Origin of the sequence: Aminobacter niigataensis (genome assembly GCF_946995915.1) — a bacterium.
Lineage (GTDB): Bacteria > Pseudomonadota > Alphaproteobacteria > Rhizobiales > Rhizobiaceae > Aminobacter > Aminobacter niigataensis.
The window spans coordinates 3,618,301-3,645,133 of record NZ_OX341517.1 but is presented as its reverse complement, the minus strand read 5'-3'; the positions used below and the strand labels follow the sequence as shown (position 1 = coordinate 3,645,133).

Here is a 26,833-nt window from a genome sequence, read left to right as displayed (position 1 = left end):
TGATCAAGCCTGACGCCGCGCGCTCCGCGCGTGGCGTCATTCGACGTGCAGCATGGCATTGGCCTTGGCGACAACCGCCGCATCCAGCGCACGCCAGTCTCCCAAAAGCTCCCGCGGAAACCTGTAGGTCATGCTCAGGCCGTTGCCGACGAAGACGTCGCGCTCGCAGGGCGCCAGGGATTCGTCGGCTTCGGTGCCATTGAGGCAGCGGGCGACGAAGGCCGGTTCGCCGCTGCGCGCGGCCACCGCCAGCACCTCGTTGAGATAACCTGAAGTTTCGCTGAAACCGAACAGCGTCATGCCCTCGGGGCCGGGCACGCCGGGCTTGACGGTGAGTGCGTTGTAGATCGGTGCGAGACGACCGCTCATGTCGCGCGTCATCACGCGCGGCTCGAGGCTCAGGAAGATGATGCGCTTGTTGCCGTCGAGATTGTTGAAGGCTAAGCGCGCGGCCTCGCTGTAGCCGTCCAGTTCGGGCCAGCGCAGATAAAGGTCGAGGCGGCCGGCAACGCCGTCGCGCCGGGCCTTTTCGAAGCGGATCGTGTTGGCGGGTGCTGCGACGACGTCGTTGCCGATGACGACCTCGCGCGTCGTCGTGTCGTCGGTGTAGCCGGCCATGGCGATGGTGTGGCCGAACCAGCGGCCGCCGAAGCTGATCGCCAGCGACAGCGCGGCCAGGACGGCGAAACCACAGAAAACCTTCATCATCAGCGCCGAATCGACGATTTCGAAACCGGAGCTTTCAGCTGCCTCTTGTTTCATTCGTCGTCTCCAGGGTGCCGGCCGTCCGGATCTGTCCGGTTGGATGTCGCCGCGACCGGGTCGCAAGTCTTGCCATCCATGGGCCTATATCCATCCGACATTGCGCGAGCATGGTTAATGACGCGTTAAGCGTGCTTCGCGCGCTTGCCTTGCAGCCGCTCCCTAAATAGTTTGCGCGCCACCAACGAATGAGGATTGTGACGATGCCGCTTTACGCACTCGACGGGATCGAGCCGCAGTTCGAGGATCGCGCCAGCAATTGGATCGCGCCGGATGCTGCGGTGGTCGGCGATGTCAGGATCGGGCGCGATGTCGGCATCTGGTTCGGCGCGGCCATTCGCGGCGACCGCGAGACGATAACCATCGGCGCGCGCTCCAATGTCCAGGAGCATACGGTGATGCACACCGATCCGGGCTTTCCGCTGGCCATCGGCGAGGGATGCACCGTCGGCCACCGCGCCATCCTGCATGGCTGCACCATCGGCGACAATTCTTTGATCGGCATGGGCGCGATCGTGCTCAATGGCGCGAAGATCGGCAGCAACTGCCTTGTGGGTGCTGGCGCTCTGGTCACCGAGGGCAAGGAATTTCCGGACAATTCGCTGATCGTAGGCTCGCCCGCCAAGGTGATCCGCACGCTCGACGATGCAGCAACCCAGCGGCTGCGAAAGTCGGCCGACGACTATGTCGCCAACCAGCGTCGGTTCGAGGCCGGGCTCAAGAAGATCGCGGACTGATACGAGGCTTGCGCCAGAAAAGGCGGAGCCGGCCCAAGTCCCCGGGCCGGCTCCGCCTTTTCTGGCGCAAGCCTCGTATCAGTCCGCGATCTTCTTGAGCCCGGCCTCGAACCGACGCGACGGCGTCGGCGCGGCCATCGTTAATGGCAATCCAGACGCCCGAATTTCGCTCGGACTGGCGCTTCAGATAGGTGTATGGCGTCTCGTTCCAGGCCATGACCTGCGAGTCGAGGTTGTCGAGGATGAACTCGCCGAGGCTGGTGCGCACGGTCAGCACGGCGTGGCCCTCGCCATTCGGCTGGCGCACGACGGTGACCAGCAGGTTGCCGGCCGGCACGCCCAAGGCCATCAGGCGGCGGCGCTTCTCCAGGACATAGTCTTCGCAGTCGCCAGCGCCGGTGGTCGGGTATGACCAAACCTCTTCCTGGCCCCACATTTCCATGTCGGTGCGCGGCGCGACCGCGGTGTTGACCTCGTCGTTGATCGCGACGATCTCTTTCCACAGGCTTCGGGTCAGCTCGACGGGGGCCTTGCTGGCGGTCTTTTCGTTGCATTCGATGGGCGAACGCTTGCACAGCTCGTAATGGCCGACAGGCTGCGTGGTGCGGCCGTTGGTCTGCATGGCCACCGGTGCGGCAAGCGCGCTACCGATGGCGCTGGCCTGAAGTGTCGCGGCCAGAAGCAGAAGCCATCCCCGACGCTTGATCATTTTTTAGTCTCCCCGTTTGAGGGGACAATGACAGGGTCGGATTTATTTCACGCAAAGCAACGAAGTAGATGTTGAGTAAAAACAGGAGAGAACTCTTATAAACAAAGAAGAGAATAATAATAAAATTTGCAGAAAATTTGATTACAATTTTATCGATGTAGCATGGCTGTTGGTTTGCCGCACAATTGTTTGGCCGTTCGGGGGGGCTGGAGGGACCCGAGGATGAAGCAGCGGCTGGCGGGGTTGCGCAGCCGCGTTCTGGTGCGCGGATGTGCTCGTTTTGGCTTTTGTGGAAGTGTTTGCTCACCGAGCTGCCATGCCGGCGCCGGAGGGTGCAGTACGGCTTTAGTCAGGGCCGAACGTAAATAGCCTGACCTCCGACCAGGTCAGGCAAAATCCTATTGTCTAGAAAGGCAGCAGCCGGCCGTCAGGTGCGCGGCCGGTTGAACTCGGTGTCGAGTGATTCAGGGCGCTGGACGACGGCGAATTCGATGGCGACGCCGTCCTCGAAATGGCGGACGATCTGGCCACGCATCGTTCCCAGCGTTACTTGGACGCCGATCGCCGGCTTGACCTCGATCTCGATGGCCGCGCCTGAAAGCGACAGGTCGATGATGCGGCAGGGATATTGGCGGCCGTCGATGAGCTGCAGCACGCTGACCGGGTTGCGCGGCGCCACGCGTTCGTGGCGGCGGTCCTCGGGCAGGTCGAGCTCATGCTTGTTGGCGAGCCAGGTGAGCTGGGCTGCCAGCTTGTCCTTCTTGCGGTCCGAGGCAATGACCGTCATGGCAAAGCCATCTGGTAAGGTGCGGGTGACGACGCCTTCGACGCGGCCGATGTGATCGATATAGGCGATGACCTTTTCGCCTGGCATGCCCGAACGGTCGGAGCGGAAGGCGACGTTGCCGGGCGACATGTCGACCACCTGGCCGGCATGCTCGGTACGATCCTCGAGCATGAAACGGCCATAGATCTTCACGCGGACGCGCTGGAAATTCCGCCGCTCCGCCCGTGACGGCGCGTAGTCCATCGCCGCTGGCCTCATGCTAACCTCATATCCGCAGGCTCCCATCGAACAGCATCGGAGAGCTATCTCGGAAAAATACCGCCGGAGAGGTTAACAAAACGCGTAGTTTTCTACCCTTGCGTCAGGTTGCGGGCGCTATTCCTCGCGTCCGCCTTCGAGAACGAACAGATGGCGGATGCGCCGGGCGCCGTCGAGCGGGTTCGGCTCGCCCTCCAGCGCCGAGGCGCTCGGCGCGAGCGACGGCACGGTGACGGCCGGGCGGTTCTTGAGGAACATCGGCTCGAGGTCGGGATCGACGACGCGCACGCTTTCGATCGAGGCGTCGGTGAGCGGGTCGGAACCGAGCCAGAACGGCCGCTCGACGCTCGACAGGACGCCCAGGCTGCGTGGGTTCTCTATGCCGCCGTCGAGCGGCAAGAGCAGCATCTCGAAGGTCGTGGCGCGCCGGCTGGAGGTGAAGCCCTCGAAAGTGATGACGACCACCGACTTTTGCTGGAACACGCCATAGGCGAGCCGGGCCATCAGCCGCTGGTCCTTCTGGCGCCACAGCGAGGGGAAGGAAAAGCCCTTGAGCTCGCGGCCGAAGGTGGCGCAGAGCCGGGTGCCGGCGAGGCGGAAGACGGCTTCGCCGCGGGCGTCGCGTTCGAGGATGAAAGTGTCGGCAAGCAGGCCCTTGATGTCGGCCGGTTCGACCTCCGTGCGTTTGGGTGCGGGTCTGCCGTCGCGAAGGCGGTTCCAGTATTGGAACAGTGCCAGCGATCCTTTCTGTTTCATATTGCTCCGCTCCGAGCGCTTCTGTGCCTGATGTGCCATCCGAGGACAGAATCGCTTCAATCTTGAGGACTACATGAGGCGCGGAGCAGGACGCGTGCCAGTCACAGTAACAGTTGTTAACGCTTGGGGGTCGGTAAGGTTAACAAAGGGTTTACGTTGCCGGGGCGGGCCATCCGTGAGATGTTCAAGTCACTCCATGAAGTGGCCGCTCAGGCGCGGCCAGCAGCACTTCAGTCAAAGTTTATTGGGGACGGGCAGGGGGGCTCGACCAGCCGTCCAGGGGAAACCTTGGGCGGCTTTCTTTTTTGCGCTTTCAGTCCGGCTGTTCTAGATGGGGACCGGGCGCCATCGGCCCGACGACACCGGACCAGAGGCGCATGAGCGAACAGCCCAATCCCATCGACAATGCCCGCGACACGGACGAGCCGCTGCCGCCGCAGCGCGAACCGGTGTTCAACCTGCCGGCCATCGTCGTTGCCGTCATCGGCGCCTGCGTCGCCATTCACCTGGTGCGTGTCTATCTGCTCAGCCTCGACCAGGACCTGTGGCTGCTGGTCCGCGCAGCTTTCATCCCGATCCGCTATTCGGGGCAGTTTGATATTGATATCTATGCTTTTACGACGCCGCTGACCTACGCATTCCTGCATGGCGGCTTTGCCCATCTGATCATCAACATGGTGTGGCTGGCGGCTTTCGGCTCGCCCTTGGCGAACCGGCTCGGCGTCTTGCGGTTCTGTCTCTTCTTTGCAGCGACCACGCTCGCTGCCGTGGCGTTGCACTACGTGCTTCACCCTCTCGATCAGGCGCCGCTGGTCGGTGCGTCCGGTGCCATTTCGGGCATGATGGGTGCGGCAGCCCGCTTCAGCTTCCAGATCGACCGCTCGCACGGCAAGCCGGCCTTCGCGGGGGCGCCTCTGCCGATCCGCGATGTGTTCCGTTCGCGCGCGACGGTGACGTTCCTGGCGGTTTGGATGGTGGTCAACCTGGTCACCGGGGTGGTCGGTCTTGCCCCCGGCGACAACAGCCAGATTGCCTGGGAGGCCCATATCGGCGGGTTCCTGGCGGGGTTCCTCGGCATCCGGTTTTTCGACCGCAGACCAAAATACGCCTGAGCGCGTTGTACTTGAAATGCTGACTAATGCAGAGCACCATGCACTTGGCTCCGTGGGCCGCATGGAGTGTTTGCGCAGACCGACAGCAGCAGGAGGACCCGATGACAGTGAAGGCTATTCTGGAACGGAAGGGCCACGACGTTTTTACCATTGGGCCCAACGTGCAGTTGTCGGAGGCAGTCAGCATCCTGGCCGAACACCGCATCGGCGCCCTTGTCGTGACCAACGGCGACCGCAAGATCGTCGGCATCTTGTCGGAGCGCGACGTGGTCCGCATCATCGGCAAGGAAGGTGGCGCCGCGCTTGAAAAGACGGTGCGCGAGGTGATGACCCCCAAGGTCAAGATCTGCAACGAAAACCACACCGTCAACCAGGTCATGGAGATCATGACCGTCGGCCGCTTCCGCCATTTGCCCGTCGAGCGCGACGGCTATCTCTACGGCATCGTCTCGATCGGCGACGTCGTAAAGCGCCGCATCGAGGATGTCGAGCGCGAGGCGGAGGAGATCAAGGCCTATATCGCCACCGCCTGACGCGGTTGGGCGATGCGCCGGACCCGCAAGGTGCGGATCCGGCGTCGCTGGCACTATCTGTTGTCGAGTTCGGAGCGGACGAGTTTGAGGCCTCGCTTGGTGATGCGGTACGGCCCGCCTTGCGACGACGCGACCGCCCGTTTCCGCTTCAGCTTCCTGAAAAGTTCGAGATCAAAGCCCGGGTAGCGCCAGCCGTCGCGGGTCAGGCAGATCACGGCCTCGATCTTCCTGTTGTCGTCTTTCTCGATTTCGATCCGCCCGCCCTGGGCGAGCAGGTGCAGGATGCGCTGCTCTATGCGCGATATGTCCATGTGTGGATGAGTCCCGGAAAACCTGGCCGGACAGCCCGCGGGCCGCACAGCCAAAACAAAAAGCCGCCGCCGCGATTGTTCACGGCACGGGGTTTCTGGTTTTCACGCCCCGCCTTCAGTCGAAGGTCGGGGCCTTAGCGGGACTCAGACGAGTTAAACATCCACACTCCATCGGATGGGAGCTATATAGCCAGACCGCCCTCAAGATGCCAGCCAGGCCGCGGCTTTGTCGCCTTATGGGCCGGCGACAGTTGCAACGAGGCAACGATTGATCTAGCGAAACAGGACGATTTGTCGTTCGCCGACAGGCGACAAAACAGACACGGACGTATTCGGATTACCATGACCCTCATCGACACCCGCACGCCCGACGCCAAGCGCTTCATCCCCGGTGCCACCGGTGACTGGGAAGTCATCATCGGCCTGGAGGTCCATGCCCAGGTGACGTCGGAAGCGAAACTCTTTTCTGGCGCCTCGACGGCATTCGGCGCCGAGCCCAACGCCAATGTCAGCCTCGTCGACGCGGCGATGCCCGGCATGCTGCCCGTCATCAACGAGGAATGCGTGCGCCAGGCGATCCGCACCGGCCTCGGCCTGAAGGCGCAGATCAACCTGAAGTCGGTCTTCGACCGGAAGAATTATTTCTATCCGGACCTGCCGCAGGGCTACCAGATTTCGCAGTTCAAGCAGCCGATCGTCGGTGAGGGCACGATGACCATCTCGGTCGGCCCCGACCGCAAGGGCGAGTTCGAGGACATCGAGATCGGCATCGAGCGCCTGCATCTCGAGCAGGACGCGGGCAAGTCAATCCACGACCAGCACCCGACGATGTCTTATGTCGACCTCAACCGCTCGGGCGTGGCGCTGATGGAGATCGTCTCCAAGCCCGACATGCGCTCGGCCGACGAGGCCAAGGCCTATGTCACCAAGCTGCGCACCATCGTGCGCTATCTCGGCACCTGCGACGGCAACATGGACGAAGGCTCGATGCGGGCCGACGTCAACGTCTCGGTGCGCCGTCCCGGCGGCGAGTTCGGCACCCGCTGCGAGATCAAGAACGTCAACTCGATCCGTTTCGTCGGCCAGGCCATCGAATACGAGGCGCGGCGCCAGATCGCCATTATCGAGGACGGCGGCAAGATCGACCAGGAAACCCGCCTGTTCGATCCGAACAAGGGCGAGACGCGCTCGATGCGTTCCAAGGAAGAGGCGCACGACTACCGCTACTTCCCCGACCCGGACCTTCTGCCGCTCGAATTCGACCAGGCCTATGTCGATGCGCTCGCCAAGGAAATCGTCGAACTGCCCGACGACAAGAAGGATCGGCTGGTCAAGTCGCTCGGCCTGTCGGTCTACGACGCCTCGATCCTGGTCTCGGAAAAGTCGATCGCCGACTATTTCGAGAAGGTCGCGACCGGCCGCGACGGCAAGCTTGCCGCCAACTGGGTCATCAACGACCTGCTCGGCGCGCTGAACAAGGCCGGCAAGGATATTGAAAATGCCCCTGTGACGCCCGACCAGCTCGGTGCGGTCATCGACCTGATCAAGGAAGGCACCATCTCCGGCAAGATCGCCAAGGACCTCTTCGAGATCGTCTGGAACGAGGGCGGCGACCCGCGCGAGCTGGTAGAAAGCCGCGGCATGAAGCAGGTCACCGACACCGGCGCCATCGAAAAGGCCGTCGACGACGTCATTGCCGCCAATCCCGACAAGGCCGACCAGGCCCGCGCCAAGCCGACCATGGCCGGCTGGTTCGTCGGCCAGGTGATGAAGGCGACGGGTGGCAAGGCCAACCCGCAGGCCGTCAACGACCTGGTCAAGGCCAAGCTCGGCATCGAGGAATAGAGATGTTCGTACGCACGGCGAGCGAGCGCGACCTCGAGACGGTCAAGGCGCTGCTCGCCGAGACGTGGCACGCGACCTACGATGCCATCTACGGCGTCGATCGGGTCAACGAGATCACCGGCGAGTGGCATTCGCTGGCTTCGCTCAAGGCGCGGCTGACAAGGCCGCATTCCGAGTTCCTGGTTGCGGACGACGGCAAGCAGATCGGTGGCATGGCATATGCTGCGGCGACCAGCGATCCAAAGGTGGTGGTGCTCCATCAGCTATATGTGCGCCCGGCAAATCAGGGCGCCGGCATTGGCCGCAGCTTGCTCGAAGAGATCGAGCAGAGCTTTCCCGAGGCGCGGACTTTGCGTCTCGAAGTGGAGGAGGCGAATGCCGGCGCCATTGCCTTCTACGGGGCAAATGGTTTCGTGCATGCGGGCGCGACCGCCAATTGCGGTGCCGACCAGTCCGGCATTCCGGCGCTGATCTTCGAGAAGACGCTGGGCTGAGGCAGGCCAGGTTTAGCTGGCCGATATCTCGATATTGTCGATGAGGCGTGTCTTGCCGAGGCGGGCAGCGACCAAAACGCGGCCGTCGCGGTCCTTCCGCCATGGCGCCAGCGTCACGCTTTCCCGCGCCTCGACATAGTCGACGATGTCGAAACCGGCATCGAGGATCTGCTGGCGTGCGGCTGCCATGGTCGCCTGCTCGTCGGCGCCCGACTGAAGCAGCGACGCTGCCTTGCGCAGCACCTTGTTGAGCTTGCGCGCGATGTCGAGTTCCGCCGCGTCGAGATAGGCATTGCGTGACGACATGGCGAGGCCTTCGGCGTCGCGGATCGTCGGCGAGCCCAGGACCTCCACCGGCAGGTCGAGGTCGCGGCACAGCTTCTTGACCACGCAGAGTTGCTGGTAGTCCTTCTCGCCAAACACGGCGAGGTCGGGTGCCGCCTGGATGAACAGCTTGGCGACGACTGTGGCCACGCCGTCGAAAAAGGCCGGGCGGAAGGCCGTTTCAAGACCGGACGACGGGCCAGCGACGGAGATCGAAGTGGCAAAGCCTTGCGGGTAGACTTCGTCGACGCCGGGCGTGAAGGCGAGGTGGACGCCTGCCTGCTTGAGCTTGTCGAGGTCGAGCACCAGCTGGCGCGGGTACTTGTCGAGGTCTTCCGTCGGCGCGAACTGGCGCGGATTGACGAAGATCGAGACGACGCAGCGGTCGGCGCGCTCAAGGGCCGCGCGCATCAGCGAGACGTGGCCGTCATGCAGCGCGCCCATGGTCGGTACCAGCGCGACTTTCAGGCCCTCGGCACGCCACGCCTGCACTTGCGCGCGCAGGGCGGCGATGGTTTCGACGACAACGGTCATGCCTTGTCCTTGCTCAGTGAAAACAGGTGCTCGGGTCCGGGGAAGGCGCGGCTTCGGACGTCGCGCGCGTAGTCCTCGGCGGCCTTGGAGACCGTGTCCCGCAGCAGCGCATATTCCTTGACGAATTTCGGTACCCTGTCGACGGTGAGGCCGATGGCGTCGTCGATGACCAGGATCTGGCCGTCGCATTGAGCGCTGGCACCGATTCCGACCGTCGGGATGGCGATGCGTCGCGTGATTTCGGCGGCCACGGGCTCTACAGTGCCCTCGATGACGACCGAGAATGCGCCGGCGGCCTCGACTGCCTTGGCGTCGGCGTAGAGCAACTCGGCATTGGCTTCGGAGCGGCCCTTGATCTTGTAGCCGCCTTCCTTCTCGACCGACTGCGGCAACAGGCCGATATGGCCCATGACGGGGATGCCGGCGGCGACGATGGCGGCGATCTGGGCTGCGATGGCCGTGCCGCCTTCGAGCTTGACCGCATCGCAGCCGGTCTGGCGCACGATGCGCTGGGCACAGGCGACGGCGTTTTCGACCGTGTCCTCGTAGCTGCCGGCGGGCATGTCGACGACGACACAGGCGCGGCTCGAACCGCGCATCACCGCCTGGCCGTGGGCTATCATCATGTCCATCGTCGCGCCGAGTGTCGTCGGGTGGCCGTGCAACACCATGGCGACACTGTCGCCGACGAGTTGCAGGTCGACATGCGGGTCGAGCAGGCGGGCGATCGGATAGGTGTAGGCGGTGAGGCAGACGATCGGTACGCCGCCCTTGCGGGCCGACAGCTCGGCAGGCGTGATGCGGCGGCCAGCCACAGGCGCGTCAGAAGCCATGTCTTTTCCTCCCTCGACCGGGTGCCGGCCTAAGCCAGTCCGTGAGCCCGCATTGGGCCAGAGTCCATTACGGACCGGCTAATATTTTTGCAAGTGCGAGATCAAGCCGTGAGCAAGTGCGAGATGAGGCCGTCGTCACGGCAGGTCGCGAGCGGCTTCCTCCTGCGCCAACTTGCGGATGTAGACGGCGAATTCGGGGTCTTCGCCGGGTAGCAACTGGGGTAGGGCGTTGCGGAAATCCTCGCGCCGGCACCATTCGCGCATGAAATCTTCCCAGGATGCCCAACGCCGCTGCCGGCGCTCCGGCATGTCTGGCTCGTAGGCCACAAGATAGGCACGCTCGAACAACGCGATGAGGATGGCGAACATCGCCAGGAGCCGGTCGCGCTGCTCGTCGTTCAGGCCGACGGTAGCCTTTTCGGACTGCAGCCGAAGGTCGGAGTGCTGGAGCGACAGCTTGAGGAAGTTGGTGTAGCCGTCGGAGAGCATCTGGTAGATCTCTTCCTCCTCATTGACCCTTTCCTTGCGCTGTTCGAAGACGAAGATGAAGATAGCCAGTGGCAGGCCGAAGATCGTCACCAGCATGCTCAGCATTTCAAGGGTTTGCATGAAGGGCATTTGTCGCATCCCATCCGACGCCTGGGACGAACAGTAGGTTGTGATTGATCGCCTGCCAATCGTCGCAGGACGCAAGTTGCGCGTTCTAAACTCTTGCCTTCGCGCCAGCCTGACGCCATAAGCAGGAGACTTTCGACGCGCCTGCCGCGAGGATCCGATGAAGAAATTCCTTGTCCAGTTTTTCACTTGGTGGAACGGCCAGACCCTTGGCACCCGCTTCCACACCTGGCGCAAAGGCACCAAGGTGGGCCAGGACGAATTCGGCAACGTCTACTATGAAGGCGGCAAGGATTCCGAGGGCCGCACGCGCCGCTGGGTGATCTACAGCGGCGTGTCGGAAGCGTCGATGATTCCGCCCGGCTGGCACGGCTGGATGCATCACCGCGTCGACGTGGCGCCGCCGAGCGACAACTACATTCCGCGCGAGTGGCAGAAGGGGCATCAGCCCAATCTTACCGGCACCTCCGGCGCATACCGGCCCAAGGGTTCGGTGCTCGGCAACACGCATCGCCCGCAGGTTACCGGCGACTACGACGCCTGGACGCCCGGCTCGTAAGACGACAGCTCTTAGGCGCGGACATTTGTCGCCACAATTGGCGGCTAACTGCTTGCCCATTGGTGTCAGGCGTTTAGCCTTGGCGCATGGGAATCACCGAGTGCAGAACACTCCGGGCGCAACGGCGGTAACGACTGTATGACACTTCCTGGCCGGGTTCCGTCGAGCGGACGATCGAAGGCGAAAGCTCTGCTTGCTGCTGTCGCGCTGTGCGCCGGCCTTGGCCAGGCGACGGCCCAGGACAGTATCCAGCGCCTGCCGCTCGAAGAACAGGTCCAGCAGGGCGACGATCTCCCGGCCATCGATCTCGAGCCTTTGCCCGGCGAAGCCCAGCCTGCCCCGAGCGAGGCTCAGCCGGCGCCGCAGGCCGCAGCCCAACCGCAGCGCATCAAGAATCCGATCGCCGAGTTCGCTGGCATCGACAAGATCACCGGCCGCATCATCACTTTCGACGTCTATGTCAATGAAACCGTGCAGTTCGGCGCACTGCAGGTGACGCCGCGTGTCTGCTATTCTAGGCCGGAGAACGAGGAGCCGAAGACGGACTCGTTCGTCGAAGTCGACGAGATCACGCTCGACCGCAAGATCCGGCGCATCTTCACCGGCTGGATGTTCGCCGAAAGCCCTGGCCTGAACGCCGTCGAGCACGCCGTCTATGACGTCTGGCTGAAGGCCTGCAAGCGCAAGTCGGACGTGCCGGCGCCGGAAGCCGCCAAGACCAACTGATCTCTATCGGAACCGCATCCACCGCCCGGCGTTTGTCGTCACGAGCAACGCCAGCGGAGGATCGTGCTGTGATGACCGTTAACCGTGACGAACTCCTCGAACTCGAGCGGGAATTCTGGACCGGCGATGAGCAGTTCTTTGCCGAAAACGCCGACCGGGAGTGCCTCGTCGCATTTCCCGAGATGGCTTGCGTGATGAGCAATGCCGATCTGGCCGCCACCGCCAGGAAGCCTAATCGCTGGCGAAACCTCGAGATCAAGCTGCAAGGCATCGTCGAGCCGGGCAGCGACATCGTCGTGCTGACCTATGAGGCCAAGGCCGTCCGCGAGAACGGGGAGCCGTATTCGGCGCTTGTCAGCACCGGCTACGTCCATCGCCTGCAAGGCTGGAAAATGATGTTCCACGCCCATGCGCCGCTCCAGCCGGAAGGCAGCAAGGCCAGGAACTAGCGCTTCAGGGAGCGAAATTGGCTTCGCCGACCAGCGCCTTGGCCAGCAGCTTCTCGTATTTGTCGCGCGGCACGTCGACCGCGCCGAAGCGCTTGAGATGGTCGGTGGTGAATTGCGTGTCGAGCAGCAGGAAGCCGCGTTGCTGGAGCCGTTCGACCAGGCGGACGAGGCAGACCTTCGATGCATCTTTCTCGCGCGAGAACATGCTTTCGCCGAAGAAGGCGCGACCCAGCGACACGCCATAGAGACCGCCGACCAACTGCCCGTCGCGCCATGCCTCAACCGAGTGCGCATGGCCGATGCGGTGGAGATGGGTGTAGGCTTCGCGGATAGGCGCGTTGATCCAGGTCGACAGGCGCCCGGCGCGCCGTTCGGCGCAGGCATCGATCGTCGCTTCGAAGTCGCTGTCGAAACGGACTTCGAAATGCCCCTGCCGGATCGTCTTGGCAAGGCTGTGCGGTACGTGGAAGCTGTCGAAGGGGATGATGCCGCGCGTCTCGGGCCGGACCCAGAAGACCTCCGGATCCGACGCGCTTTCGGCCATGGGAAAGACGCCCGACGCATAGGCCTTCAACAGAAGGTCCGTGGGTATGCTGTAGCCGGGCGCATAAGGGCGGGTCATGCGCCCCCCAGCCTACTCGCCTTTGGCGAGATGTTTTTCCAGCCAGTGGATGTCGTAGTCGCCATTTGCAATGTCAGGGTTGCCAACAAGTTCACGGAACAGCGGCAACGTCGTCTTGATACCATCTACCACGAATTCGTCGAGCGCGCGCCGTAGACGCATCATGCATTCGACGCGATTGCGGCCGTGCACGATGAGCTTGCCGATCAGGCTGTCATAGTAGGGCGGGATGCGATAGCCGGAATAGACGCCCGAATCGACGCGGATGCCGAGGCCGCCCGGGGTGTGGAAATGCGTGATCGTGCCGGGCGAAGGCACGAACGTGCGCGGATCCTCGGCGTTGATCCGGCATTCGATGGCATGGCCGTGGAAGCGGATGTCGTTCTGCGTGACAGACAGGCCGCCGCCGGAAGCGACGCGGATCTGCTCGTGCACGAGGTCGATACCGGTGATCGCTTCGGTGATCGTATGCTCGACCTGGAGACGGGTGTTCATTTCGATGAAATAGAACTCGCCGTTCTCGTAGAGGAACTCGATCGTACCTGCGCCGGAATAGCCGAGGTTAGCTACCGCATTGGCGCAGATGTCCCCGATGCGCGAGCGCTCCTCGGCGTTGAGGGCGGGCGAATTGGCTTCCTCCCAGACCTTCTGGTGGCGGCGCTGCAGCGAGCAGTCGCGCTCGCCGAGATGGACGCCCTTGCCGGCGCCGTCGCCGAAGATCTGGACTTCGATATGGCGCGGCTTCTGCAGGTACTTCTCGATGTAGACGGCGTCGTCGCCGAAGGCCGCACCGGCTTCGGTGCGTGCAGTCTGCAGCGCGACTTCGAGGTCCGCCTCGGTGAGGGCAACCTTCATCCCGCGACCGCCGCCGCCGGCGGAGGCCTTGATGATGACCGGATAGCCGATCTCGGCGGCCACCCGCTTGGCTTCCTTCTCGTCGCTGACAGCGCCTTCCGAGCCGGGAACGACCGGAATGCCCAGACGCTTGGCGGTGCGCTTGGCCTCGATCTTGTCGCCCATGATGCGGATATGGTCGCCCGAGGGCCCGATGAAGGTGATGTTGTGGGCGGCCAGGATGTCGGCGAACTTGGCGTTCTCCGACAGGAAGCCGTAGCCAGGATGGACGGCGTCCGCCCCGGTGATCTCGCATGCCGCGACGATCTGATGGATGTTGAGATAGCTGTCGCGCGAAGGCGGTGGGCCGATGCAGACGCTTTCGTCGGCAAGCCGCACATGCATGGCGTCGGCGTCTGCGGTGGAGTGAACAGCAACCGTCTGGATGCCGAGCTCCTTGGCCGCGCGGAGCACTCTCAGCGCGATTTCGCCGCGGTTGGCGATCAGGATTTTCTGGAACATTGCGCGCAGCCTTCCGGCTTACTCGACGACGACGAGCGGCATGCCGTATTCGACAGGCTGCGCGTCTTCAATCAGGATCGCTGTGACGGTGCCGGAGCGCGGCGCGGGAATCTGGTTCATCGTCTTCATGGCTTCGATGATCAGCAGCGTCTGGCCTTCCTTGACCACCGAGCCAACCTCGATGAACGGCTTGGCATCCGGCGACGGTGCCAGATAGGCAGTGCCGACCATCGGCGAGGGCACGGCGTTCTTGGAGATGTCGACGACCGCGGGTGCGGCGACCGCGACCGGCGTCGAATTCACAGCTGCCGGCGCTGCCATGACCGGGGCCGCCACCGCATGCACGGCCTGCGTCTGGCGCGAGACGCGCACCTTGAGGTCGCCGAGTTCGACTTCGATCTCGGTCAGGTTGGTGTCGTTCAGGATCCCTGCGAGGTCGCGGACGAGCTGCTGGTCAACTCCATCGGTCTTCTTCGTCGCCATGTTCAAACCTTTTCTGTCTGTTTCCGGTCAGAGCCGGGCGGCCAGCGCCTGAAGCGCCAGCGTATATCCGAGCGGCCCGAAGCCGCAGATCATGCCCACGGCCACCGGTGCCACCATCGATTTATGGCGGAACGGCTCGCGGGCGTGGATGTTGGAAAGGTGCACCTCGGCGACCGGCAGCGGCGAGACGGCACGGATGGCGTCCTGCAGCGCGATCGAGGTGTGGGTATAGGCGCCGGCGTTGAGCACGATGCCGGCGGCGTTTTCGCCTGCCTCGTGAATCCAGTCGACCAGATCGCCCTCGTGGTTCGATTGCCGGAAGTCGACCGCAAGCCCGAGCGAAGCGGCTGCCGCATGGCAGTCGGCCTCGATGTCGGCCAGGGTCTTGCCGCCATAGATGCCGGGCTCGCGTTTGCCGAGCATGTTAAGGTTCGGACCGTTGAGGACGAAAACCGTTTTCAATCTACAGACCTTTCCACCCGCCAGATCCTCTCTGGCGCGGCGGACCCTCTATAATCGGCATAAGCCGTCGCGGAAAGAGCGCAAGCAACTTCTTGCGCTGTCCACAACGGCTCATGTCCAAATGACGGGCTCAGCAGGTGGAATCGGCCTGGCAGGCGGCGGCCGCGGCGATCTTCTCGGCCAGCACGTCCTGGCCGAGCGCGCCGAAGACGACCTCGTTGCCGACGACATAGGACGGCGTGCCGCTGATCTGCAGCTTGTTGGCGAGCTCGTAGGTGCGGTTGAAGGCCTCGCCTATGGCCGGATCCTTCATCGCCTCGCGCAGCTTGGCTTCGTCGGCGCCGAGCTCCAGAGCGAGCTTGATGGCATTGTCCTCGCCGGCGCGGCCTTCGCCGCCGAGCAGCTTGTCGTGGAATTCGCCGTACTTCTCGGGCATCAGCTTACGGAAGGCCATCGAAACGACGTGGGCCTTCTGGGAGTCAGGTCCGAGGATCGGGAACTCCTTGAGGACGAAGCGCAGGTCGGGATTGGCCTTGGTCAGCGCATGCATGTCGGCCTGCGCGCGTTTGCAGTAGCCGCAATTGTAGTCGTAGAACTCGACGATGGTGGTCTTGCCGTCGGGATTGCCGACGATGCCGTCGAAGGCGGAGTTGAAGATCTCGTCCTTGCTCTGCTTGATCACCTCGAGGCTGGCGATGCGCTGCTCTTCCTTCTGCTTGGCTTCGAGCGCGCCCTGCATTTCGAGCAGCAGCTCGGGATTGTCGAGCAGGTATTCGCGCACGATCGTCTCGACCTGCTTCTTGTCGAGGCTGCCGGTTGCTGCCGGTTGCGATGCGCTTTGGGCATGCGCGGTGCCAGGATTGCCGGCCAGGCCGAAAGCCAGCATGGCGAAGGCGACTGCGATGCCGGTCGTGCCGAGAAGAAGTGCTTTTTTCATGATCCCTGAGTCTCCAGCCGTTTCGGCTATGTCGCTACCCGCCGAAAGAAGGTTCACTTCTTTTTCTTGCTCGGCGCCTTGTAATTGATGATGTCCTGGGCGCGCACCCAGCCCGGCGAGCCGCGCGGCATCTTCATCTGCGCGCGCATCGCAAAGATCTTGGCGTCCTGGTAGGCACCGCTGTAGTAGTGTCCGTCGGCGGTGGCAAGGTCGGCGTCGGCGACGTCGCCGAGCATGCCGTAGGCCTGGGCGAGGTAGCGATAGCCGGCGGCGTTCTCGCGATCGCGATCTAGGCCCTTGCGCACCTCGATGACGGCTTGCTTCAATGCGTCCGGGGTGCCGACTGCGAGATAGGCCTGGCCAAGCTGGATCGGCAGGATGCCCGACTTGGCCGGGTCGAGCCGGACGGCGGTGGCGTAGGATTCGGCTGCAGCCGCTGCCTTGTTCGACTTCATCAGGATGTCGCCGCGCAGCTCGTGGAAATAGGCGTTCTTGGGCTGCGACTTGATCAGCGCGTCGGTCTTGTTGAGCGCAGAGCGCAGATCGCCGAACAGATAGGTCGCCTGGGCGTCGCCATAGCGCGCGGCAAGGCCACCCGCATTGTTGCGAAGCAGCCGCGAGGCGGCAGCCTGGCCCTGAGTGTAGACGGCGATCTTCACCCGCATCATGTCATGACGCAGCTGCAGCGCTTCAGAATCGGCCTTGCCGAAATTGGGGCTCTGATGCGCCAGCGTTTCGAGATTGGCGATGCGTTCGCGCGGCATCGGATGGCTGACCTGATAAGGGTCGACCCGGGCGCCTGACAGCGACAACGCACTCTGGAAGCGCTGGAAGGTCTTCAGCATGCCCTGTGCCGACTGGCCCGTGGCATTGAGATAGGTGATCGCCGAACGGTCGGCGGTGGCCTCTTCCGAGCGCTGGTAGCCGAGCAGGCTGCGCCGTGCCATTTCCGAACCGCCGGTCATGATGCCGGCGCCCGCGGCACCGAGGCCGTTGGTGTCGGAGGCTGCCCCTGCCACCATCGCGCCTGCGCCGAGCAGCGCGGCCACGATCGCCATGGTCTGGGCGCGTGCCAGCTGGTCGCGCAAGCGTTCCTGGTGGCCGCCGGCGATATGGCCGGCCTCATGCGCCAGCACGCCGATGACCTCGTTCGGCGTCTCCGACGTCATCAAAGTGCCGGTGTTGATGAAAATGCGCCGGCCGGCAACGAAGGCATTGAAAGCCGGATCGTTGACGAGCACGATATTGATGTTCGAATTGGCAAGCCCCGCAGCCTTGAGGATCGGCCGGGCGTAGTCGCGAACCAGCGCCTCGATCTCTGCGTCGCGTACTATGGGCACCCGCTGCGCATGCGCTGCACCCGTCGAACCCAGCGCAACGCCGGCCGACAATGCAAACGCGGCAAAGGCGCGCGTTGATCTTGCGAGGAAACGCGAAAGACTATTGTTGCTCTGCATGGCGGGAAACACTCGTAAACGAGCCGTTGGGCTGTGAAAAGGCTGGTCCAAGAAACTCATCAACTTGTGATCCCCATATCAATCAGGCATTTGTGCGGCGCATTGCCCGACGGACGGCAAGGGAAAGTGGACGAACATGGCGGTAGCGATTTCACGGCGCGGCGAGGTTGAGCCCTTCCACGCGATGGACATCCTGGCCGAAGCCAACAGGCTCAAGGCCTTGGGAACGCCCGTCATTTCGATGGCGGTCGGCCAGCCCTCCGATCCGGCACCGCAACGGGTGCGCGATGCGGCGGCCGCAGCACTCAAGATCGGGCGTATCGGCTATACCGACGCGCTCGGCCTTGCCGAACTGCGCAAGGCGATTTCGGCCTACTACGCCGAACATTACCGCATCGAGGTGCCGGCTTCGCGAATCGCCGTCACCACCGGGTCGTCGGCGGCCTTCAATCTGGCGTTCCTCGCGATGTTCGATCCGGGCGACCGGGTGGCGATCGCTGCACCCGGCTATCCCGCCTATCGCAACATCATGGGCGCGCTCGGGCTCGACGTGGTCGAGATCGAGCTTGATGGCGCTGCTTATCTCCACGCCGAGCATCTGCGCGAGGCGCATCGCCAGAAGCCGCTGAAGGGCGTGCTGTTTGCGAGCCCCGCCAATCCGACCGGCGCGGTCGTGCCGCCGGGCGACTTCAAGGCGCTGGTCGACACGGCACGCGAACTCGGCATCGCCGTCATCTCAGACGAGATCTACCACCGGCTTGCCTATGGCGCGCCCGACGTGACCGCGCTCGCCTATGACGACGACGTCACCGTCATCAACTCGTTCTCGAAATATTACTGCATGACCGGCTGGCGCATCGGCTGGATGGTATTGCCGGAACGGCTGGTGCGGCCGGTGGAGCGCATCGCGCAATCGCTCTACATCTCGGGGCCCGAGCTGTCGCAGGTCGCGGCCATCGAGGCGTTCAACGTCACCGACGAGCTCGAGGTCATCAAGGCGCGCTATGCCTGGAACCGCGAGCTACTGGCCAAGCGGCTGCCGGAACTGGGGTTCAGCTTCGCAACGCCCATGGATGGCGCCTTCTACGCCTTTTGCGACGTCTCGCGCCTGACCAACGACAGCATGGAGTTCGCACGTCGCATGCTGGCCGAAGCCCATGTCGCAGCAACGCCCGGCAGGGATTTCGATCCGCTCGCCGGCCATCGCTATATGCGCTTCTCCTATGCCGGCAGCCACGACGAAATGATCGAGGCGATGGACCGCATCGAGCGCTGGTTGCGCTGAGCGCCGGTCTCCTTCAAATCCAACCGCCCCGTCGTCGAGCCAACGGGGCGGGGCAGGGGCAAGGGGAGGATCATCTCGGCCCCTGATTGCCAGGATGCTACAACCCCCGCGGACAGCATCCTGACAAACCATGATTTTCGACAAAGGTTTCCCGCCGGCGGATGGGCTGCGCTCACGCCATCCACCTCGGACCTTCGTTATCGCTGCCTTCTTCCGTGGCCCGTCAGGGGCCAAGGACCGCGGCGACCGCCTTGCCCGCATCGAGCAGTCCGGCGCCAAAGAAATAGCCCTTGCCCTTCGCAGGCTCGTTGTCGGCATTCATCGGATCGGGCGTCAGCGGTGTCGTGCCCGGCTTGACGGTGGCGTTCTGGTCGCAGGCGGCCACCAGGATCGCCTTTGACGACAGGCCGTCGAGTTTTGCCGCCGGGCCCTGCTTGGCCTTGTTGGCGCGCGCCAGCAGGGCTGCCACGCCCGCGACAAGGGCTGCGGCACCCGAGGTTCCGCCGAACGTCGTGTAGTAGCCGCCGCCTATGCCGGGATTGTCGTGCGGCGGCAGGATCGACGAATAGGGATCCGAGCCGCCGGCATAGCCGAACGTGCCGGGCAGGTCGGTCGTCAGCAGCGAGAAATGGCTGTGCGGAATGACCTTGCCGGTGCCGGGATGGTAGAAATGCTGCTCGACCATCGGGTCGGTTCGGTCCACGCGCAACTGGTGCCGCGTGTAGATCTCGAAATCGTCGGACGGTGCGACCAGCGTCAGCTTCGTTCCGTAGTTGCTGTAGCCGGAGCGATAGCCGTTGGGCGTCACCGCGCCCACGGCCACAATGCCATTGTTGGCCGCGGCGAGGTTGGCCGGGTAGATGAGCTGGCTTTCACCGTCGTTTCCTGCCGCGCACACGACCGGCACCTTGCGGCTGATCGCGACGATCAGCTTGGCGAGGATGTTCCAGGCCAACTCGCGATTTGCCGTCTTGCCGACCGCATTGGGACGGATTTCGCTGGCTGGCGGCGTCGCCTCCTCGAGCCGGGCAAACAGATCGGCCCGCTCCCAGTTCTGGCGCTCGTCGAGGTCCTGCGACAGCTCGGGCTTCGGATTCAGGGCGCCGCGGTTCGGATCGGGGAGCCCGCGGGGCAGCAGGATCACGTCGGCACCGCTGGCGAAGGCATAGAGGAAAGCCGTGATGAACTGGTCGGGCTGCTGTTCGAAGCCGGTGCGAATCGAGATCAGCCGCGAGAAGGGATCGACGCCGAAATAGGGCAGCGTGTTGCGGTTCGGGTTGGGGACGACGCTGCCGTCGTCGCAGTTCAGCACATCTGGAAGCACGATGGCGGGATCGGGGGCAACGGTGGCGGCCGGTTCGCCAACTGCCAGGCCGGCGACGGCGGTGCCGTGGCTGCCGAAGGTCTCGTCCCCCTCGATCAGCGTATGGACGACGCCCTCGGAGGCCACGAGCTCGGCAATCAGGCTATTGAAATAGCCCGTTTCAGGTCCGGTCAGGTTCAGCGCGCCCAGGCCGGCGGTGGAAAGACCGGCAAAAAACGCGGCTTTGACCTCCGGGTCGTAGGGGCTGGCTGCAGGCGCGGCCACATATTTCGCGCCATGGGGATGGCTGACGAGATCGATCGACTTGACGGTGTCGAGCCGGCTCTTGAGGTTTGGGTGGCTGCGGCTGACGCCGACGTCGATGAGGGCGATCGTCGCCGGCGTGTTGGCCGCCGGAAAGGCCTGGGTGATCGTATCCCAGACCGTGCCTTCTATGTCCGGCGATGAGTAGTCGATCTCGCCGCCCGGGCTGAGCGGCCCGAAAGTCGCATCGATCACGCCGAGCGCGGCGAGGTGCCAGAGATAATAATAGGACTGCGGTGCCTGGAAGGAGAATTGGTTGCCGTTTGCCATCTTCGTCTCTCCCTCAAAGCCATTCGCGCTGGGCGGCGAGATAGTTCGCCATGAAGGCATCCCTGAGATAGGGCTGGAAACGCTGTGCCAGGGCGCGTCCGCCATTGGTGTCGCTGGGATAGTGGAGGCCCGCCCATTCGCGGTTCTCGGCGACCTTGCGGGCGATGCGTGACAGCTCCTCCGTCGCCGGGTGCTCGGGCAGGATCGAGTTGAAGGCGAAAGCGATCGTATGGCACTGGAACGAGTGGTTGCTGGGATAGGCCTGGTGCGCCGGGTTGGGCAGCATCAGCCGCAGCCTTGGCTCGATCTGGTTCGGCCGCGTGCGGTTGAACTTGGCCTTGTAGATCAGCCCGACATATTCGCAGGCCGTGAGAATCGCCTGGAACAGGCCCTCGGTCTGATCGAAGCCGCTGATGCCGTCGATGCCCAGTGGCTTGGTGAAATCCGAGACGTCGAGGCTGGCTTCGCGCTCGATGTCTTCCTTGCGCCGTGTCCGTTCGCGGTCGCGCGCTTGGAGCGACAGCATGACCGCGGTTTCCAGCCGCGTGACGTCGGGCCCTGGGGGCAGCGGGATGTCGAGCTGCTCCCAGGTGAATTTGCGCGCCGCGGTGAATGCATGCGGCGAGGGCGAGGTGTGAAGGCGCCGAAGCTCGAAGGCGGGGATGAGGTTGCTCTGTGAACCGCCTCCGGACCCGGATTGCAGAGCGCTGCCCTTGTTCTTGTTCTTATTTTTGTTTTTGTTCTTATTCTTGTTCTTGTTGAGCGAAGCCTTGTTCTGCACACCAGCACTCATCACCGCGCCGGCAACCCTTGCGGCCATCACCATCTGCGGGCCGGCTGCGAGCGATTTCGTCTCCAGCGCAACCTGCGGCCGGTCGGAAGCCGCACAAGGCAGCACGTCGTCACCGGCGATCTTGAAGCGGTACTGATCCAGGAAGTGCGATAAGCCGCCTTCATGCGGCGCAAAACTGTCGTTGCCAGCCACTTTATACCCCATTGATTTGATCGAATGTTGCGGCGCTCAGTGCGCCGGTCAGGCTTATTTCTTGACGCCGGCCTTGATGAGGCCCGAAATCAGATTGGCGCCGCCTTCGGTTCGCATGATCGGGTAGCGCGCATCGATCAACGAACTGATCGAGAAATTGGGTTCCACCGTATTGAGGCGGTCGAGAAGCGAGCGCGCGGCGCGGATGTCGCCCAGCTGCGCATGGCTCGCCACGAGATAGCGGAGCAGCGAATTGAAATCCGGCCGTTCGCGCAGCGCCTGTTCGCCGGCCTCGATGGCGACGCGGTGATTGCCGGCGAGTGTGGCGTTGATCAGCCGCGAGGTGTCGAAATAGTAGCGGTAGGGGCTGTGGGCGCCGAGGTGACGCGCCCAGTTGGCGAGGCCCAAGCCCTTTTCCGGCTGTCCGGCATAGGCATGCAGCATCGAGTAGAGGTCCCAGCCCAAGACCTGGGTCGGGTTGGCCCGGATTGCCCGTTCGAACAGACCCGATGCGTAGTCGTATTCGCCGAACAGGAACGAATGGACGTGGCCGACCAGCGCCAGGGTGACCGAGTTGCCGGGGTCGAGTTCCAGCGCCTTGCGTGCGTATTGCTGCGCCTGCTCGGTCACATTGGCCGAATCGGAAAAGCGCTGGCCGACCTGGAAGGTCATCAGGAAGGCGAGCCAGGCATAGGCCTGCGACGATGGCCGCTGGGCGATGATGCGCCGAAGCGAGGCCTCCGACATCACAAGGTCGTTGCGCGACAGGCGGAACATGGCGTTGACGGCAGCAAAGAGGCTCTCGCCCTCCGCCGCGTCGTCGGATTGTTCGGAGCGCGCGATGAAGTACCGGCGCAACTCGTCCATCGCCTCGTTGATGAGCTGGTGCGAGGCCGAGGTGTCGCCCGTCTCGATGGCGCGGCGTTCCAGCGTGGCGCCGCCCATCCACAGCAGGCTGCGGTCCGCGGTGCGATGGACGCTGACGCTGATATGGGCCTGGTGGGCCGAAAACCGGTAGCCGACCTGGATGGCCAGGGCCACGGCGTCGAATTCGGCCCCGGCTTGCGTGGCCGCTGAAAGGTCTGGCCTCGAAAGGTCGCAGACGGCCAGTTCGCCATCTTCCAGCAACGAACGGACCAGTGATGCCGTGAACATGTCCGGCAGCGATGCCGCATTGAATGCGTCGCCTGATATCGAGGGCGGCAGCAGGGCGACAGACCAGCCGGTGAGGCTGCCGCGTTGCGGCGTCGTTCTGCGCTCCCCGCCATCGGGCGAATCCGGGCCGGACCGCTTGTTCTCTGCCGGGATGAAGCCGTTGGCTCGACGGTCTTTCGGGCTGAGGTCGCGCTGGCCGAGCGCGGTTTCGAGCCGGCCATGCCAGACCTGGCGCTCGAGCATCAGCCATTCCTCGAATTCGGGGTCGCCTATGTCGAGCCCTTCGAGCAGCTCCGGCCAGGATTCGAGTTGCACGTCGTCGGGCGAGGACTGGCGTGCCGGGTCGAGAAGCTGCAGCGCATCGACCGATACGCGGTTGAGGTCGAGCGAGATCGTATGGTTGTCGGAAATGATGATGCGTTCGGCCATCGGGCCGAGCGACTTGCGCACGTCGACAAGCGCCTGCCTCAGGCTTGCCGCCGCCTGTTCTTCGCCACGGTCGCTCCACAGCTTGTCGCGAAGCCAGATGCGTGACCGGGCGCCGCGCGGGGCCAGCGCCAGCATGGCAACCAAGGCGCGGGATTTCTGGGCTTTCGGCGTGCACGACACGCCATCTGCGTCGGTGACGGCCAGCGTCCCGAACAGATAGATATGACCCAGGGTACTGGCGTCTTCACCAGTCATCGCGCGGACCTTTGCAGCAGGTCGTTCCTGCCCGCGACGAGGGTAGCACAACTCGACTCGCCTTGGGCGTGGATACCTTAGGTTGGAATCATACAACGACAACCCAGCCAGCGCGCCTATTTGTGTGCCTTCGCATCCGGACAAAACCTGAAGCATTCCAGCGTCCCTCACCAATGTTTGCCGGAGGCGATTCCAGCCTGTTTTGGAAGACGATAGTGGGGTGGGGTGATTGCTGCGTGAGCGAAACGTCAAAGCAGCCGAAAATCTCAGGTCGTCCTGGCTGAATCGTCATGTGGCGCACACAGGTGCGGACATGCCGACCGCTTGGTTGCGTGGCGGTTCACAAGTATCGGGAGAGGGGCGGAAAACCGGTGGTCCGACCGGAATGCCGCGCCGTTGGGGAGGGATTTCGGCGCGGGTTCGTCAAAAAGCGGGGCTGCCGACAGGGCACGCGCCGATGTGGTCAGGTCCGCAGAGCTGCAACTGGCGGCGACTCGGCGAACGGTCACGACCGGTCGCCGCAGGTGATCAGCTACTTATGTTACCTGCTGGCGCTGGCACGTCGCGGGCCGGCAATCTGCCTGCCCAGCGCCAGCGCGTCCTGGAGGTCGGTGGTGTATTTCGCCGTGTCTTCGAGCCCGCCGAAATGGTTGAGGCGGATGGTCTCGCCTCGCTTGCTCATGACCACTCCGATGGAGCGAAGGGTCTCGCGTACATCCGAAAAACGCATGGTCGCCTCTCCTGGCCGGTGGTTGGTGAATATTAGCGACCGCTTGTAACAGCCCCATGTTGCACGCAACGTGATGGATACGTGAATCGGGTTGTGAAAAGTTTCGCGTCGAGCGCGAATTTTGCGACGCGGGGCCGGGCAGTTGGCTCTGGAAAAAAGTTCGGCTGCAGCGGGGCCTCGCCGCTGCAGCCGTTCGCTTGCGCCACCAGGCTGGTGGCGCAGTGCCAGCCTACTTCTTTTCGAGGACCGGGAACTTGATCCCCAGCTGTTCGAGATAGGTCGGATACTTCGACGGGTCGTAGTAGAATTTCTGCATTTCCGGCCGGAAGGTCGCCATGATCTCCACGTTCTTCTGGATCTGCGGCTTGTCGTCGGCGCTCAGCATCGGGACATATTTCTGGCCCTTCTGCTGTTCGTTCTGGAAATAGTCGGTCGCCTTGGTCAACAGTTCCGGATTGGTCAGGAGGTCGATCGACGTCATGGCGACGACTTTCGAGCCGGCGACCACGCCCTTGTGGGCGATCGGCGTCGCCATCGCCATGGCGTTCGACCAATGGTGGCCAGGCAAACCGGGGATGTTCGACGGGTAGTTCACGGTGATCGTCGGCACCACCCAGGAGATGTCGCCGATGTCGTCCGACCCGCCGCTCTCGGGTTTCTCCAGCGGCGGCTGCAGTTCCTTGAGCTTGACGGCCAGCCCTTCCTCCTTGGCTTTCACCGTCTTCTGCACGGCCTTGGCGAAGGCCTGCTCGTCGTCGTTCCAGCTGGGCAGGCCGACCTGCTGGATGTTGGCGTAGGCGGCCTCGGCCATCGGTTTGTTGAAGTGGCGCGGTGCCGCTGTGCCGACGATCTGTCGCGACACGGTGGTGTTGGACATTTTGGCCGCGGCTTCTGCGATGGTGTTGGCGGTTTCGAAATTCTTGGAAATGTTGTCGAAGTCCTGCTCGCGGATAAAGTACCAGACCGTTGCCGCGGAAGGCACGACGTTGGGCTGGTCGCCGCCATCCGGGATGACGTAGTGCGACCGCTGTTCGGGACGCAGGTGCTCGCGCTTCATGTTCCAGGCGATGTTCATCAGTTCGACGCCGTCGAGCGCGCTGCGGCCGCGCCAAGGCGCGCCGGCCGAATGGGCCGATTCGCCGCTGAAGGTATATTCGACTGAAACCATGCCGGTGCCGTTGGGCTGGCCCCATGTGGTCTGCAGATTGTTGCCGACATGGGTGAACAGCACCGCATCGACATCCTTGAAGACGCCGTCGCGCACCATGTAGGCCTTGCCGGCCAGCAACTCCTCGGCAACGCCAGGCCACAGCATGATGGTGCCTGGGATCTTGTCCTTCTCCATGATGTCCTTGAGCGCGAGCGCTGCGACGACATTCACCGCCTGCCCGGAATTATGGCCTTCGCCATGCCCCGGCGCGCCTGCGATCATCGGGTCGTGATAGGCGACGCCGGGCTTCTGCGAGGTCTTGGGCAGCCCGTCGATGTCGCTGCCGAGGGCGATCACCGGTTCGCCCGATCCCCATTTGGCGACCCAGCCGGTGGGCAGGCCGGCGACGCCGCGTTCGACCGTGAAGCCGCCTTCTTCGAGGATGTCGGTGATGTATTTCGAGGTTTCGACTTCCTGGAATGCCAGTTCGCCGAAGCTGAAGATCGAATCCGTCATCTCCTGGGCGAGCTTGGCGCGCGACTCGATGCCCTCGATCGCACGTTTCTTGAGGTCCGCGACCTGCTCGGCGCTCATCGGCTTCTGTTCGTTTGCCAATGCATATGTCGAGGTGGACGCTGCCAGGAAGGCAGCCAGGGCTATTCGTGAAATCCGCATCCGCTTCATGAAAATCTCCCATTGATCGACAACTCGCCGCTGGCCACGAGCTGCAATCTGCAGAGCCTGACGCAACGGTAACCGGAATGATGACGTCGGGTTGGGAGTGACGGCAAGAATATTCTTCCAGTCACTGGAATTTAGGAAAATATGTGCTGTGAATCGCCAGTCTTATGGTCTGTTGTATTTTCGCAGGCTAATATATGTGTCGGAAACAGAATGCCGCGGCGGCGGCTGTTCAACTCAAGGTCAACGATTGGCCCAATCGGCAAATCTTCTGGACTACTGCGGGGCAGGGCTGCTGGAACCGGAAGATCTTCACAGGCGTCGCTGCATTGCATGTGGAGCTTGGCATCCGCGCCTGCGGCGGGCAGCGTGATTGCCGTCTCCGGCCGGCCGAGCCATAAACGTCGTGGCCATGCCAGGCACGTTTGTGCCCTGATGCCAACAATTGCACTTTGCGGAAAAGTGGCTCCCCGGGCCGGATTCATTTCTGTGATTTTGTCGTCCATGGCATCAACCGAAAACGGCGCAACGCGTTGAAAACAAATACACGGCTTGTCACCTCTAACATTACTGTCTAACACTAGCGCATACCCCAATAGAGGGGA

At 63.3% G+C, this 26,833-nt stretch carries 28 protein-coding genes and 1 pseudogene; 9 read left to right on the top strand and 20 right to left on the bottom strand.

The annotated features are described in order from the left end of the window. Positions 1-36 precede the first annotated feature (36 nt). Positions 37-762 carry a hypothetical protein gene (locus O1Y97_RS17835; RefSeq protein ID WP_318761880.1) on the bottom strand — a complete coding sequence of 242 codons (726 nt, stop codon included), beginning with the start codon at positions 760-762 and terminating at the stop codon, positions 37-39. Between the two features lie 203 nt (positions 763-965). On the opposite strand from O1Y97_RS17835, the gene O1Y97_RS17830 reads away from it, so the two are divergent. Next, positions 966-1,499, top strand: coding sequence for a gamma carbonic anhydrase family protein (locus tag O1Y97_RS17830; RefSeq protein ID WP_318761879.1), 534 nt, complete (start codon positions 966-968; stop codon positions 1,497-1,499). A gap of 109 nt (positions 1,500-1,608) precedes the next feature. On the opposite strand, the pseudogene O1Y97_RS17825 reads toward O1Y97_RS17830, so the two are convergent. From O1Y97_RS17825 to O1Y97_RS17815, 3 genes and pseudogenes are all read right to left on the bottom strand, one after another. Further along, a pseudogene (locus O1Y97_RS17825) lies at positions 1,609-2,208 on the bottom strand (transglutaminase-like cysteine peptidase); the annotation flags it as partial. Between the two features lie 427 nt (positions 2,209-2,635). Then, a complete protein-coding gene (locus tag O1Y97_RS17820) occupies positions 2,636-3,253 on the bottom strand; it encodes a PilZ domain-containing protein (protein WP_108608350.1) in 618 nt (205 codons plus the stop codon). A gap of 117 nt (positions 3,254-3,370) precedes the next feature. Then, the gene (locus O1Y97_RS17815; RefSeq protein ID WP_108609927.1) at positions 3,371-4,009 is read right to left on the bottom strand and encodes a PAS domain-containing protein; all 639 of its coding nucleotides are present in this window, start codon (positions 4,007-4,009) and stop codon (positions 3,371-3,373) included. A 377-nt stretch (positions 4,010-4,386) separates the two neighbouring features. Here O1Y97_RS17815 and O1Y97_RS17810 point away from each other — a divergent pair, with 377 nt between their 5' ends. Beyond that, a complete protein-coding gene (locus tag O1Y97_RS17810) occupies positions 4,387-5,121 on the top strand; it encodes a rhomboid family intramembrane serine protease (RefSeq protein ID WP_318761878.1) in 735 nt (244 codons plus the stop codon). A 101-nt stretch (positions 5,122-5,222) separates the two neighbouring features. Further along, positions 5,223-5,654, top strand: coding sequence for a CBS domain-containing protein (locus O1Y97_RS17805; protein WP_055970721.1), 432 nt, complete (start codon positions 5,223-5,225; stop codon positions 5,652-5,654). 53 nt (positions 5,655-5,707) lie between these two features. On the opposite strand, the gene O1Y97_RS17800 is transcribed toward O1Y97_RS17805, so the two are convergent. Beyond that, complete coding sequence (locus O1Y97_RS17800) at positions 5,708-5,965, bottom strand: YjhX family toxin (RefSeq protein ID WP_183261635.1); 258 nt, start codon at positions 5,963-5,965, stop codon at positions 5,708-5,710. A 342-nt stretch (positions 5,966-6,307) separates the two neighbouring features. Between O1Y97_RS17800 and gatB the strand changes: the two genes are divergently transcribed. Both gatB and O1Y97_RS17790 read left to right on the top strand, forming a co-directional pair. Beyond that, entirely contained in the window at positions 6,308-7,810 is a 1,503-nt protein-coding gene (gene gatB / locus O1Y97_RS17795; RefSeq protein ID WP_318761877.1) for an Asp-tRNA(Asn)/Glu-tRNA(Gln) amidotransferase subunit GatB, read from the top strand. Between the two features lie 2 nt (positions 7,811-7,812). Beyond that, on the top strand, positions 7,813-8,304 hold the full coding sequence (locus O1Y97_RS17790) for a GNAT family N-acetyltransferase (RefSeq protein ID WP_183261631.1): 492 nt from the start codon (positions 7,813-7,815) through the stop codon (positions 8,302-8,304). A 12-nt stretch (positions 8,305-8,316) separates the two neighbouring features. Here O1Y97_RS17790 and panC read toward each other — a convergent pair whose 3' ends face one another. The 3 genes from panC to O1Y97_RS17775 all read right to left on the bottom strand — a co-directional run bounded on the left by panC (position 8,317) and on the right by O1Y97_RS17775 (position 10,613). Further along, positions 8,317-9,162: a pantoate--beta-alanine ligase gene (panC, locus tag O1Y97_RS17785; RefSeq protein ID WP_318761876.1), complete on the bottom strand. Its 846-nt coding sequence runs from the start codon at positions 9,160-9,162 to the stop codon at positions 8,317-8,319. Then, positions 9,159-9,995, bottom strand: a complete 837-nt coding sequence (gene panB, locus O1Y97_RS17780) for a 3-methyl-2-oxobutanoate hydroxymethyltransferase (protein WP_318761875.1) — start codon at positions 9,993-9,995, stop codon at positions 9,159-9,161. The genes panC and panB overlap by 4 nt, the downstream gene beginning before the upstream one ends. Positions 9,996-10,130: 135 nt before the next feature. After that, positions 10,131-10,613, bottom strand: coding sequence for a hypothetical protein (locus O1Y97_RS17775; RefSeq protein WP_318761874.1), 483 nt, complete (start codon positions 10,611-10,613; stop codon positions 10,131-10,133). A 157-nt stretch (positions 10,614-10,770) separates the two neighbouring features. Between O1Y97_RS17775 and O1Y97_RS17770 the strand changes: the two genes are divergently transcribed. The 3 genes from O1Y97_RS17770 (at position 10,771) to O1Y97_RS17760 (ending at position 12,344) form a co-directional block, all read left to right on the top strand. Beyond that, positions 10,771-11,169, top strand: a complete 399-nt coding sequence (locus O1Y97_RS17770) for an NADH:ubiquinone oxidoreductase subunit NDUFA12 (protein WP_318761873.1) — start codon at positions 10,771-10,773, stop codon at positions 11,167-11,169. A 315-nt stretch (positions 11,170-11,484) separates the two neighbouring features. Further along, on the top strand, positions 11,485-11,895 hold the full coding sequence (locus tag O1Y97_RS17765) for a DUF2155 domain-containing protein (protein ID WP_318764236.1): 411 nt from the start codon (positions 11,485-11,487) through the stop codon (positions 11,893-11,895). Between the two features lie 71 nt (positions 11,896-11,966). Then, positions 11,967-12,344, top strand: a complete 378-nt coding sequence (locus O1Y97_RS17760) for a hypothetical protein (RefSeq protein WP_318761872.1) — start codon at positions 11,967-11,969, stop codon at positions 12,342-12,344. A gap of 4 nt (positions 12,345-12,348) precedes the next feature. On the opposite strand, the gene aat is transcribed toward O1Y97_RS17760, so the two are convergent. The 6 genes from aat to O1Y97_RS17730 form a co-directional block, all read right to left on the bottom strand. Beyond that, positions 12,349-12,966 carry a leucyl/phenylalanyl-tRNA--protein transferase gene (gene aat, locus O1Y97_RS17755; protein WP_318761871.1) on the bottom strand — a complete coding sequence of 206 codons (618 nt, stop codon included), beginning with the start codon at positions 12,964-12,966 and terminating at the stop codon, positions 12,349-12,351. 12 nt (positions 12,967-12,978) lie between these two features. Beyond that, positions 12,979-14,322, bottom strand: coding sequence for an acetyl-CoA carboxylase biotin carboxylase subunit (accC, locus tag O1Y97_RS17750; RefSeq protein ID WP_108608339.1), 1,344 nt, complete (start codon positions 14,320-14,322; stop codon positions 12,979-12,981). 18 nt (positions 14,323-14,340) lie between these two features. Further along, positions 14,341-14,805 carry an acetyl-CoA carboxylase biotin carboxyl carrier protein gene (gene accB / locus O1Y97_RS17745; protein WP_108608338.1) on the bottom strand — a complete coding sequence of 155 codons (465 nt, stop codon included), beginning with the start codon at positions 14,803-14,805 and terminating at the stop codon, positions 14,341-14,343. 27 nt (positions 14,806-14,832) lie between these two features. Further along, positions 14,833-15,267 (bottom strand): type II 3-dehydroquinate dehydratase, encoded by a 435-nt coding sequence (gene aroQ, locus O1Y97_RS17740; protein ID WP_318761870.1) that lies wholly within the window; start codon positions 15,265-15,267, stop codon positions 14,833-14,835. A 130-nt stretch (positions 15,268-15,397) separates the two neighbouring features. Next, a complete protein-coding gene (locus tag O1Y97_RS17735) occupies positions 15,398-16,204 on the bottom strand; it encodes a DsbA family protein (protein WP_108608336.1) in 807 nt (268 codons plus the stop codon). 53 nt (positions 16,205-16,257) lie between these two features. Next, entirely contained in the window at positions 16,258-17,661 is a 1,404-nt protein-coding gene (locus tag O1Y97_RS17730) for a M48 family metalloprotease (protein WP_318761869.1), read from the bottom strand. Positions 17,662-17,797: 136 nt separating this feature from the next. Here O1Y97_RS17730 and O1Y97_RS17725 point away from each other — a divergent pair, with 136 nt between their 5' ends. Further along, complete coding sequence (locus tag O1Y97_RS17725; RefSeq protein ID WP_318761868.1) at positions 17,798-18,946, top strand: pyridoxal phosphate-dependent aminotransferase; 1,149 nt, start codon at positions 17,798-17,800, stop codon at positions 18,944-18,946. Between the two features lie 223 nt (positions 18,947-19,169). On the opposite strand, the gene O1Y97_RS17720 is transcribed toward O1Y97_RS17725, so the two are convergent. From O1Y97_RS17720 to O1Y97_RS17695, 6 genes are all read right to left on the bottom strand, one after another. Further along, complete coding sequence (locus O1Y97_RS17720) at positions 19,170-20,843, bottom strand: S8 family serine peptidase (protein ID WP_318761867.1); 1,674 nt, start codon at positions 20,841-20,843, stop codon at positions 19,170-19,172. Positions 20,844-20,856: 13 nt separating this feature from the next. Continuing rightward, positions 20,857-21,828 carry a phosphatase PAP2 family protein gene (locus O1Y97_RS17715; RefSeq protein WP_404801193.1) on the bottom strand — a complete coding sequence of 324 codons (972 nt, stop codon included), beginning with the start codon at positions 21,826-21,828 and terminating at the stop codon, positions 20,857-20,859. A 54-nt stretch (positions 21,829-21,882) separates the two neighbouring features. Continuing rightward, a complete protein-coding gene (locus O1Y97_RS17710; protein ID WP_210307744.1) occupies positions 21,883-23,667 on the bottom strand; it encodes an SARP family transcriptional regulator in 1,785 nt (594 codons plus the stop codon). A gap of 541 nt (positions 23,668-24,208) precedes the next feature. Next, positions 24,209-24,397 (bottom strand): hypothetical protein, encoded by a 189-nt coding sequence (locus O1Y97_RS17705; protein ID WP_108608332.1) that lies wholly within the window; start codon positions 24,395-24,397, stop codon positions 24,209-24,211. Positions 24,398-24,626: 229 nt separating this feature from the next. Then, positions 24,627-26,231 carry an amidohydrolase gene (locus tag O1Y97_RS17700; protein ID WP_318761866.1) on the bottom strand — a complete coding sequence of 535 codons (1,605 nt, stop codon included), beginning with the start codon at positions 26,229-26,231 and terminating at the stop codon, positions 24,627-24,629. Positions 26,232-26,362: 131 nt separating this feature from the next. Then, entirely contained in the window at positions 26,363-26,734 is a 372-nt protein-coding gene (locus O1Y97_RS17695; RefSeq protein ID WP_318761865.1) for a hypothetical protein, read from the bottom strand. Positions 26,735-26,833 lie beyond the last annotated feature (99 nt).

What these genes read in the sequence shown, in the direction of transcription:
- O1Y97_RS17830 (WP_318761879.1), top strand. Translation starts at nt 966, where the DNA reads ATGCCGCTTTACGCACTCGACGGGATCGAGCCGCAGTTCGAGGATCGC.
- O1Y97_RS17790 (WP_183261631.1), top strand. Translation starts at nt 7,813, where the DNA reads ATGTTCGTACGCACGGCGAGCGAGCGCGACCTCGAGACGGTCAAGGCG.
- O1Y97_RS17820 (WP_108608350.1), bottom strand. Translation starts at nt 3,253, where the DNA reads ATGAGGCCAGCGGCGATGGACTACGCGCCGTCACGGGCGGAGCGGCGG.
- O1Y97_RS17770 (WP_318761873.1), top strand. Translation starts at nt 10,771, where the DNA reads ATGAAGAAATTCCTTGTCCAGTTTTTCACTTGGTGGAACGGCCAGACC.
- O1Y97_RS17760 (WP_318761872.1), top strand. Translation starts at nt 11,967, where the DNA reads ATGACCGTTAACCGTGACGAACTCCTCGAACTCGAGCGGGAATTCTGG.
- aat (WP_318761871.1), bottom strand. Translation starts at nt 12,966, where the DNA reads ATGACCCGCCCTTATGCGCCCGGCTACAGCATACCCACGGACCTTCTG.
- O1Y97_RS17815 (WP_108609927.1), bottom strand. Translation starts at nt 4,009, where the DNA reads ATGAAACAGAAAGGATCGCTGGCACTGTTCCAATACTGGAACCGCCTT.
- O1Y97_RS17725 (WP_318761868.1), top strand. Translation starts at nt 17,798, where the DNA reads ATGGCGGTAGCGATTTCACGGCGCGGCGAGGTTGAGCCCTTCCACGCG.
- panC (WP_318761876.1), bottom strand. Translation starts at nt 9,162, where the DNA reads ATGACCGTTGTCGTCGAAACCATCGCCGCCCTGCGCGCGCAAGTGCAG.
- panB (WP_318761875.1), bottom strand. Translation starts at nt 9,995, where the DNA reads ATGGCTTCTGACGCGCCTGTGGCTGGCCGCCGCATCACGCCTGCCGAG.
- O1Y97_RS17735 (WP_108608336.1), bottom strand. Translation starts at nt 16,204, where the DNA reads ATGAAAAAAGCACTTCTTCTCGGCACGACCGGCATCGCAGTCGCCTTC.
- O1Y97_RS17720 (WP_318761867.1), bottom strand. Translation starts at nt 20,843, where the DNA reads ATGGCAAACGGCAACCAATTCTCCTTCCAGGCACCGCAGTCCTATTAT.
- O1Y97_RS17705 (WP_108608332.1), bottom strand. Translation starts at nt 24,397, where the DNA reads ATGCGTTTTTCGGATGTACGCGAGACCCTTCGCTCCATCGGAGTGGTC.
- O1Y97_RS17730 (WP_318761869.1), bottom strand. Translation starts at nt 17,661, where the DNA reads ATGCAGAGCAACAATAGTCTTTCGCGTTTCCTCGCAAGATCAACGCGC.
- O1Y97_RS17710 (WP_210307744.1), bottom strand. Translation starts at nt 23,667, where the DNA reads ATGACTGGTGAAGACGCCAGTACCCTGGGTCATATCTATCTGTTCGGG.
- accB (WP_108608338.1), bottom strand. Translation starts at nt 14,805, where the DNA reads ATGGCGACGAAGAAGACCGATGGAGTTGACCAGCAGCTCGTCCGCGAC.
- O1Y97_RS17700 (WP_318761866.1), bottom strand. Translation starts at nt 26,231, where the DNA reads ATGAAGCGGATGCGGATTTCACGAATAGCCCTGGCTGCCTTCCTGGCA.
- O1Y97_RS17775 (WP_318761874.1), bottom strand. Translation starts at nt 10,613, where the DNA reads ATGCCCTTCATGCAAACCCTTGAAATGCTGAGCATGCTGGTGACGATC.
- O1Y97_RS17810 (WP_318761878.1), top strand. Translation starts at nt 4,387, where the DNA reads ATGAGCGAACAGCCCAATCCCATCGACAATGCCCGCGACACGGACGAG.
- accC (WP_108608339.1), bottom strand. Translation starts at nt 14,322, where the DNA reads ATGTTCCAGAAAATCCTGATCGCCAACCGCGGCGAAATCGCGCTGAGA.
- O1Y97_RS17695 (WP_318761865.1), bottom strand. Translation starts at nt 26,734, where the DNA reads ATGGACGACAAAATCACAGAAATGAATCCGGCCCGGGGAGCCACTTTT.
- O1Y97_RS17800 (WP_183261635.1), bottom strand. Translation starts at nt 5,965, where the DNA reads ATGGACATATCGCGCATAGAGCAGCGCATCCTGCACCTGCTCGCCCAG.
- O1Y97_RS17805 (WP_055970721.1), top strand. Translation starts at nt 5,223, where the DNA reads ATGACAGTGAAGGCTATTCTGGAACGGAAGGGCCACGACGTTTTTACC.
- O1Y97_RS17835 (WP_318761880.1), bottom strand. Translation starts at nt 762, where the DNA reads ATGAAACAAGAGGCAGCTGAAAGCTCCGGTTTCGAAATCGTCGATTCG.
- gatB (WP_318761877.1), top strand. Translation starts at nt 6,308, where the DNA reads ATGACCCTCATCGACACCCGCACGCCCGACGCCAAGCGCTTCATCCCC.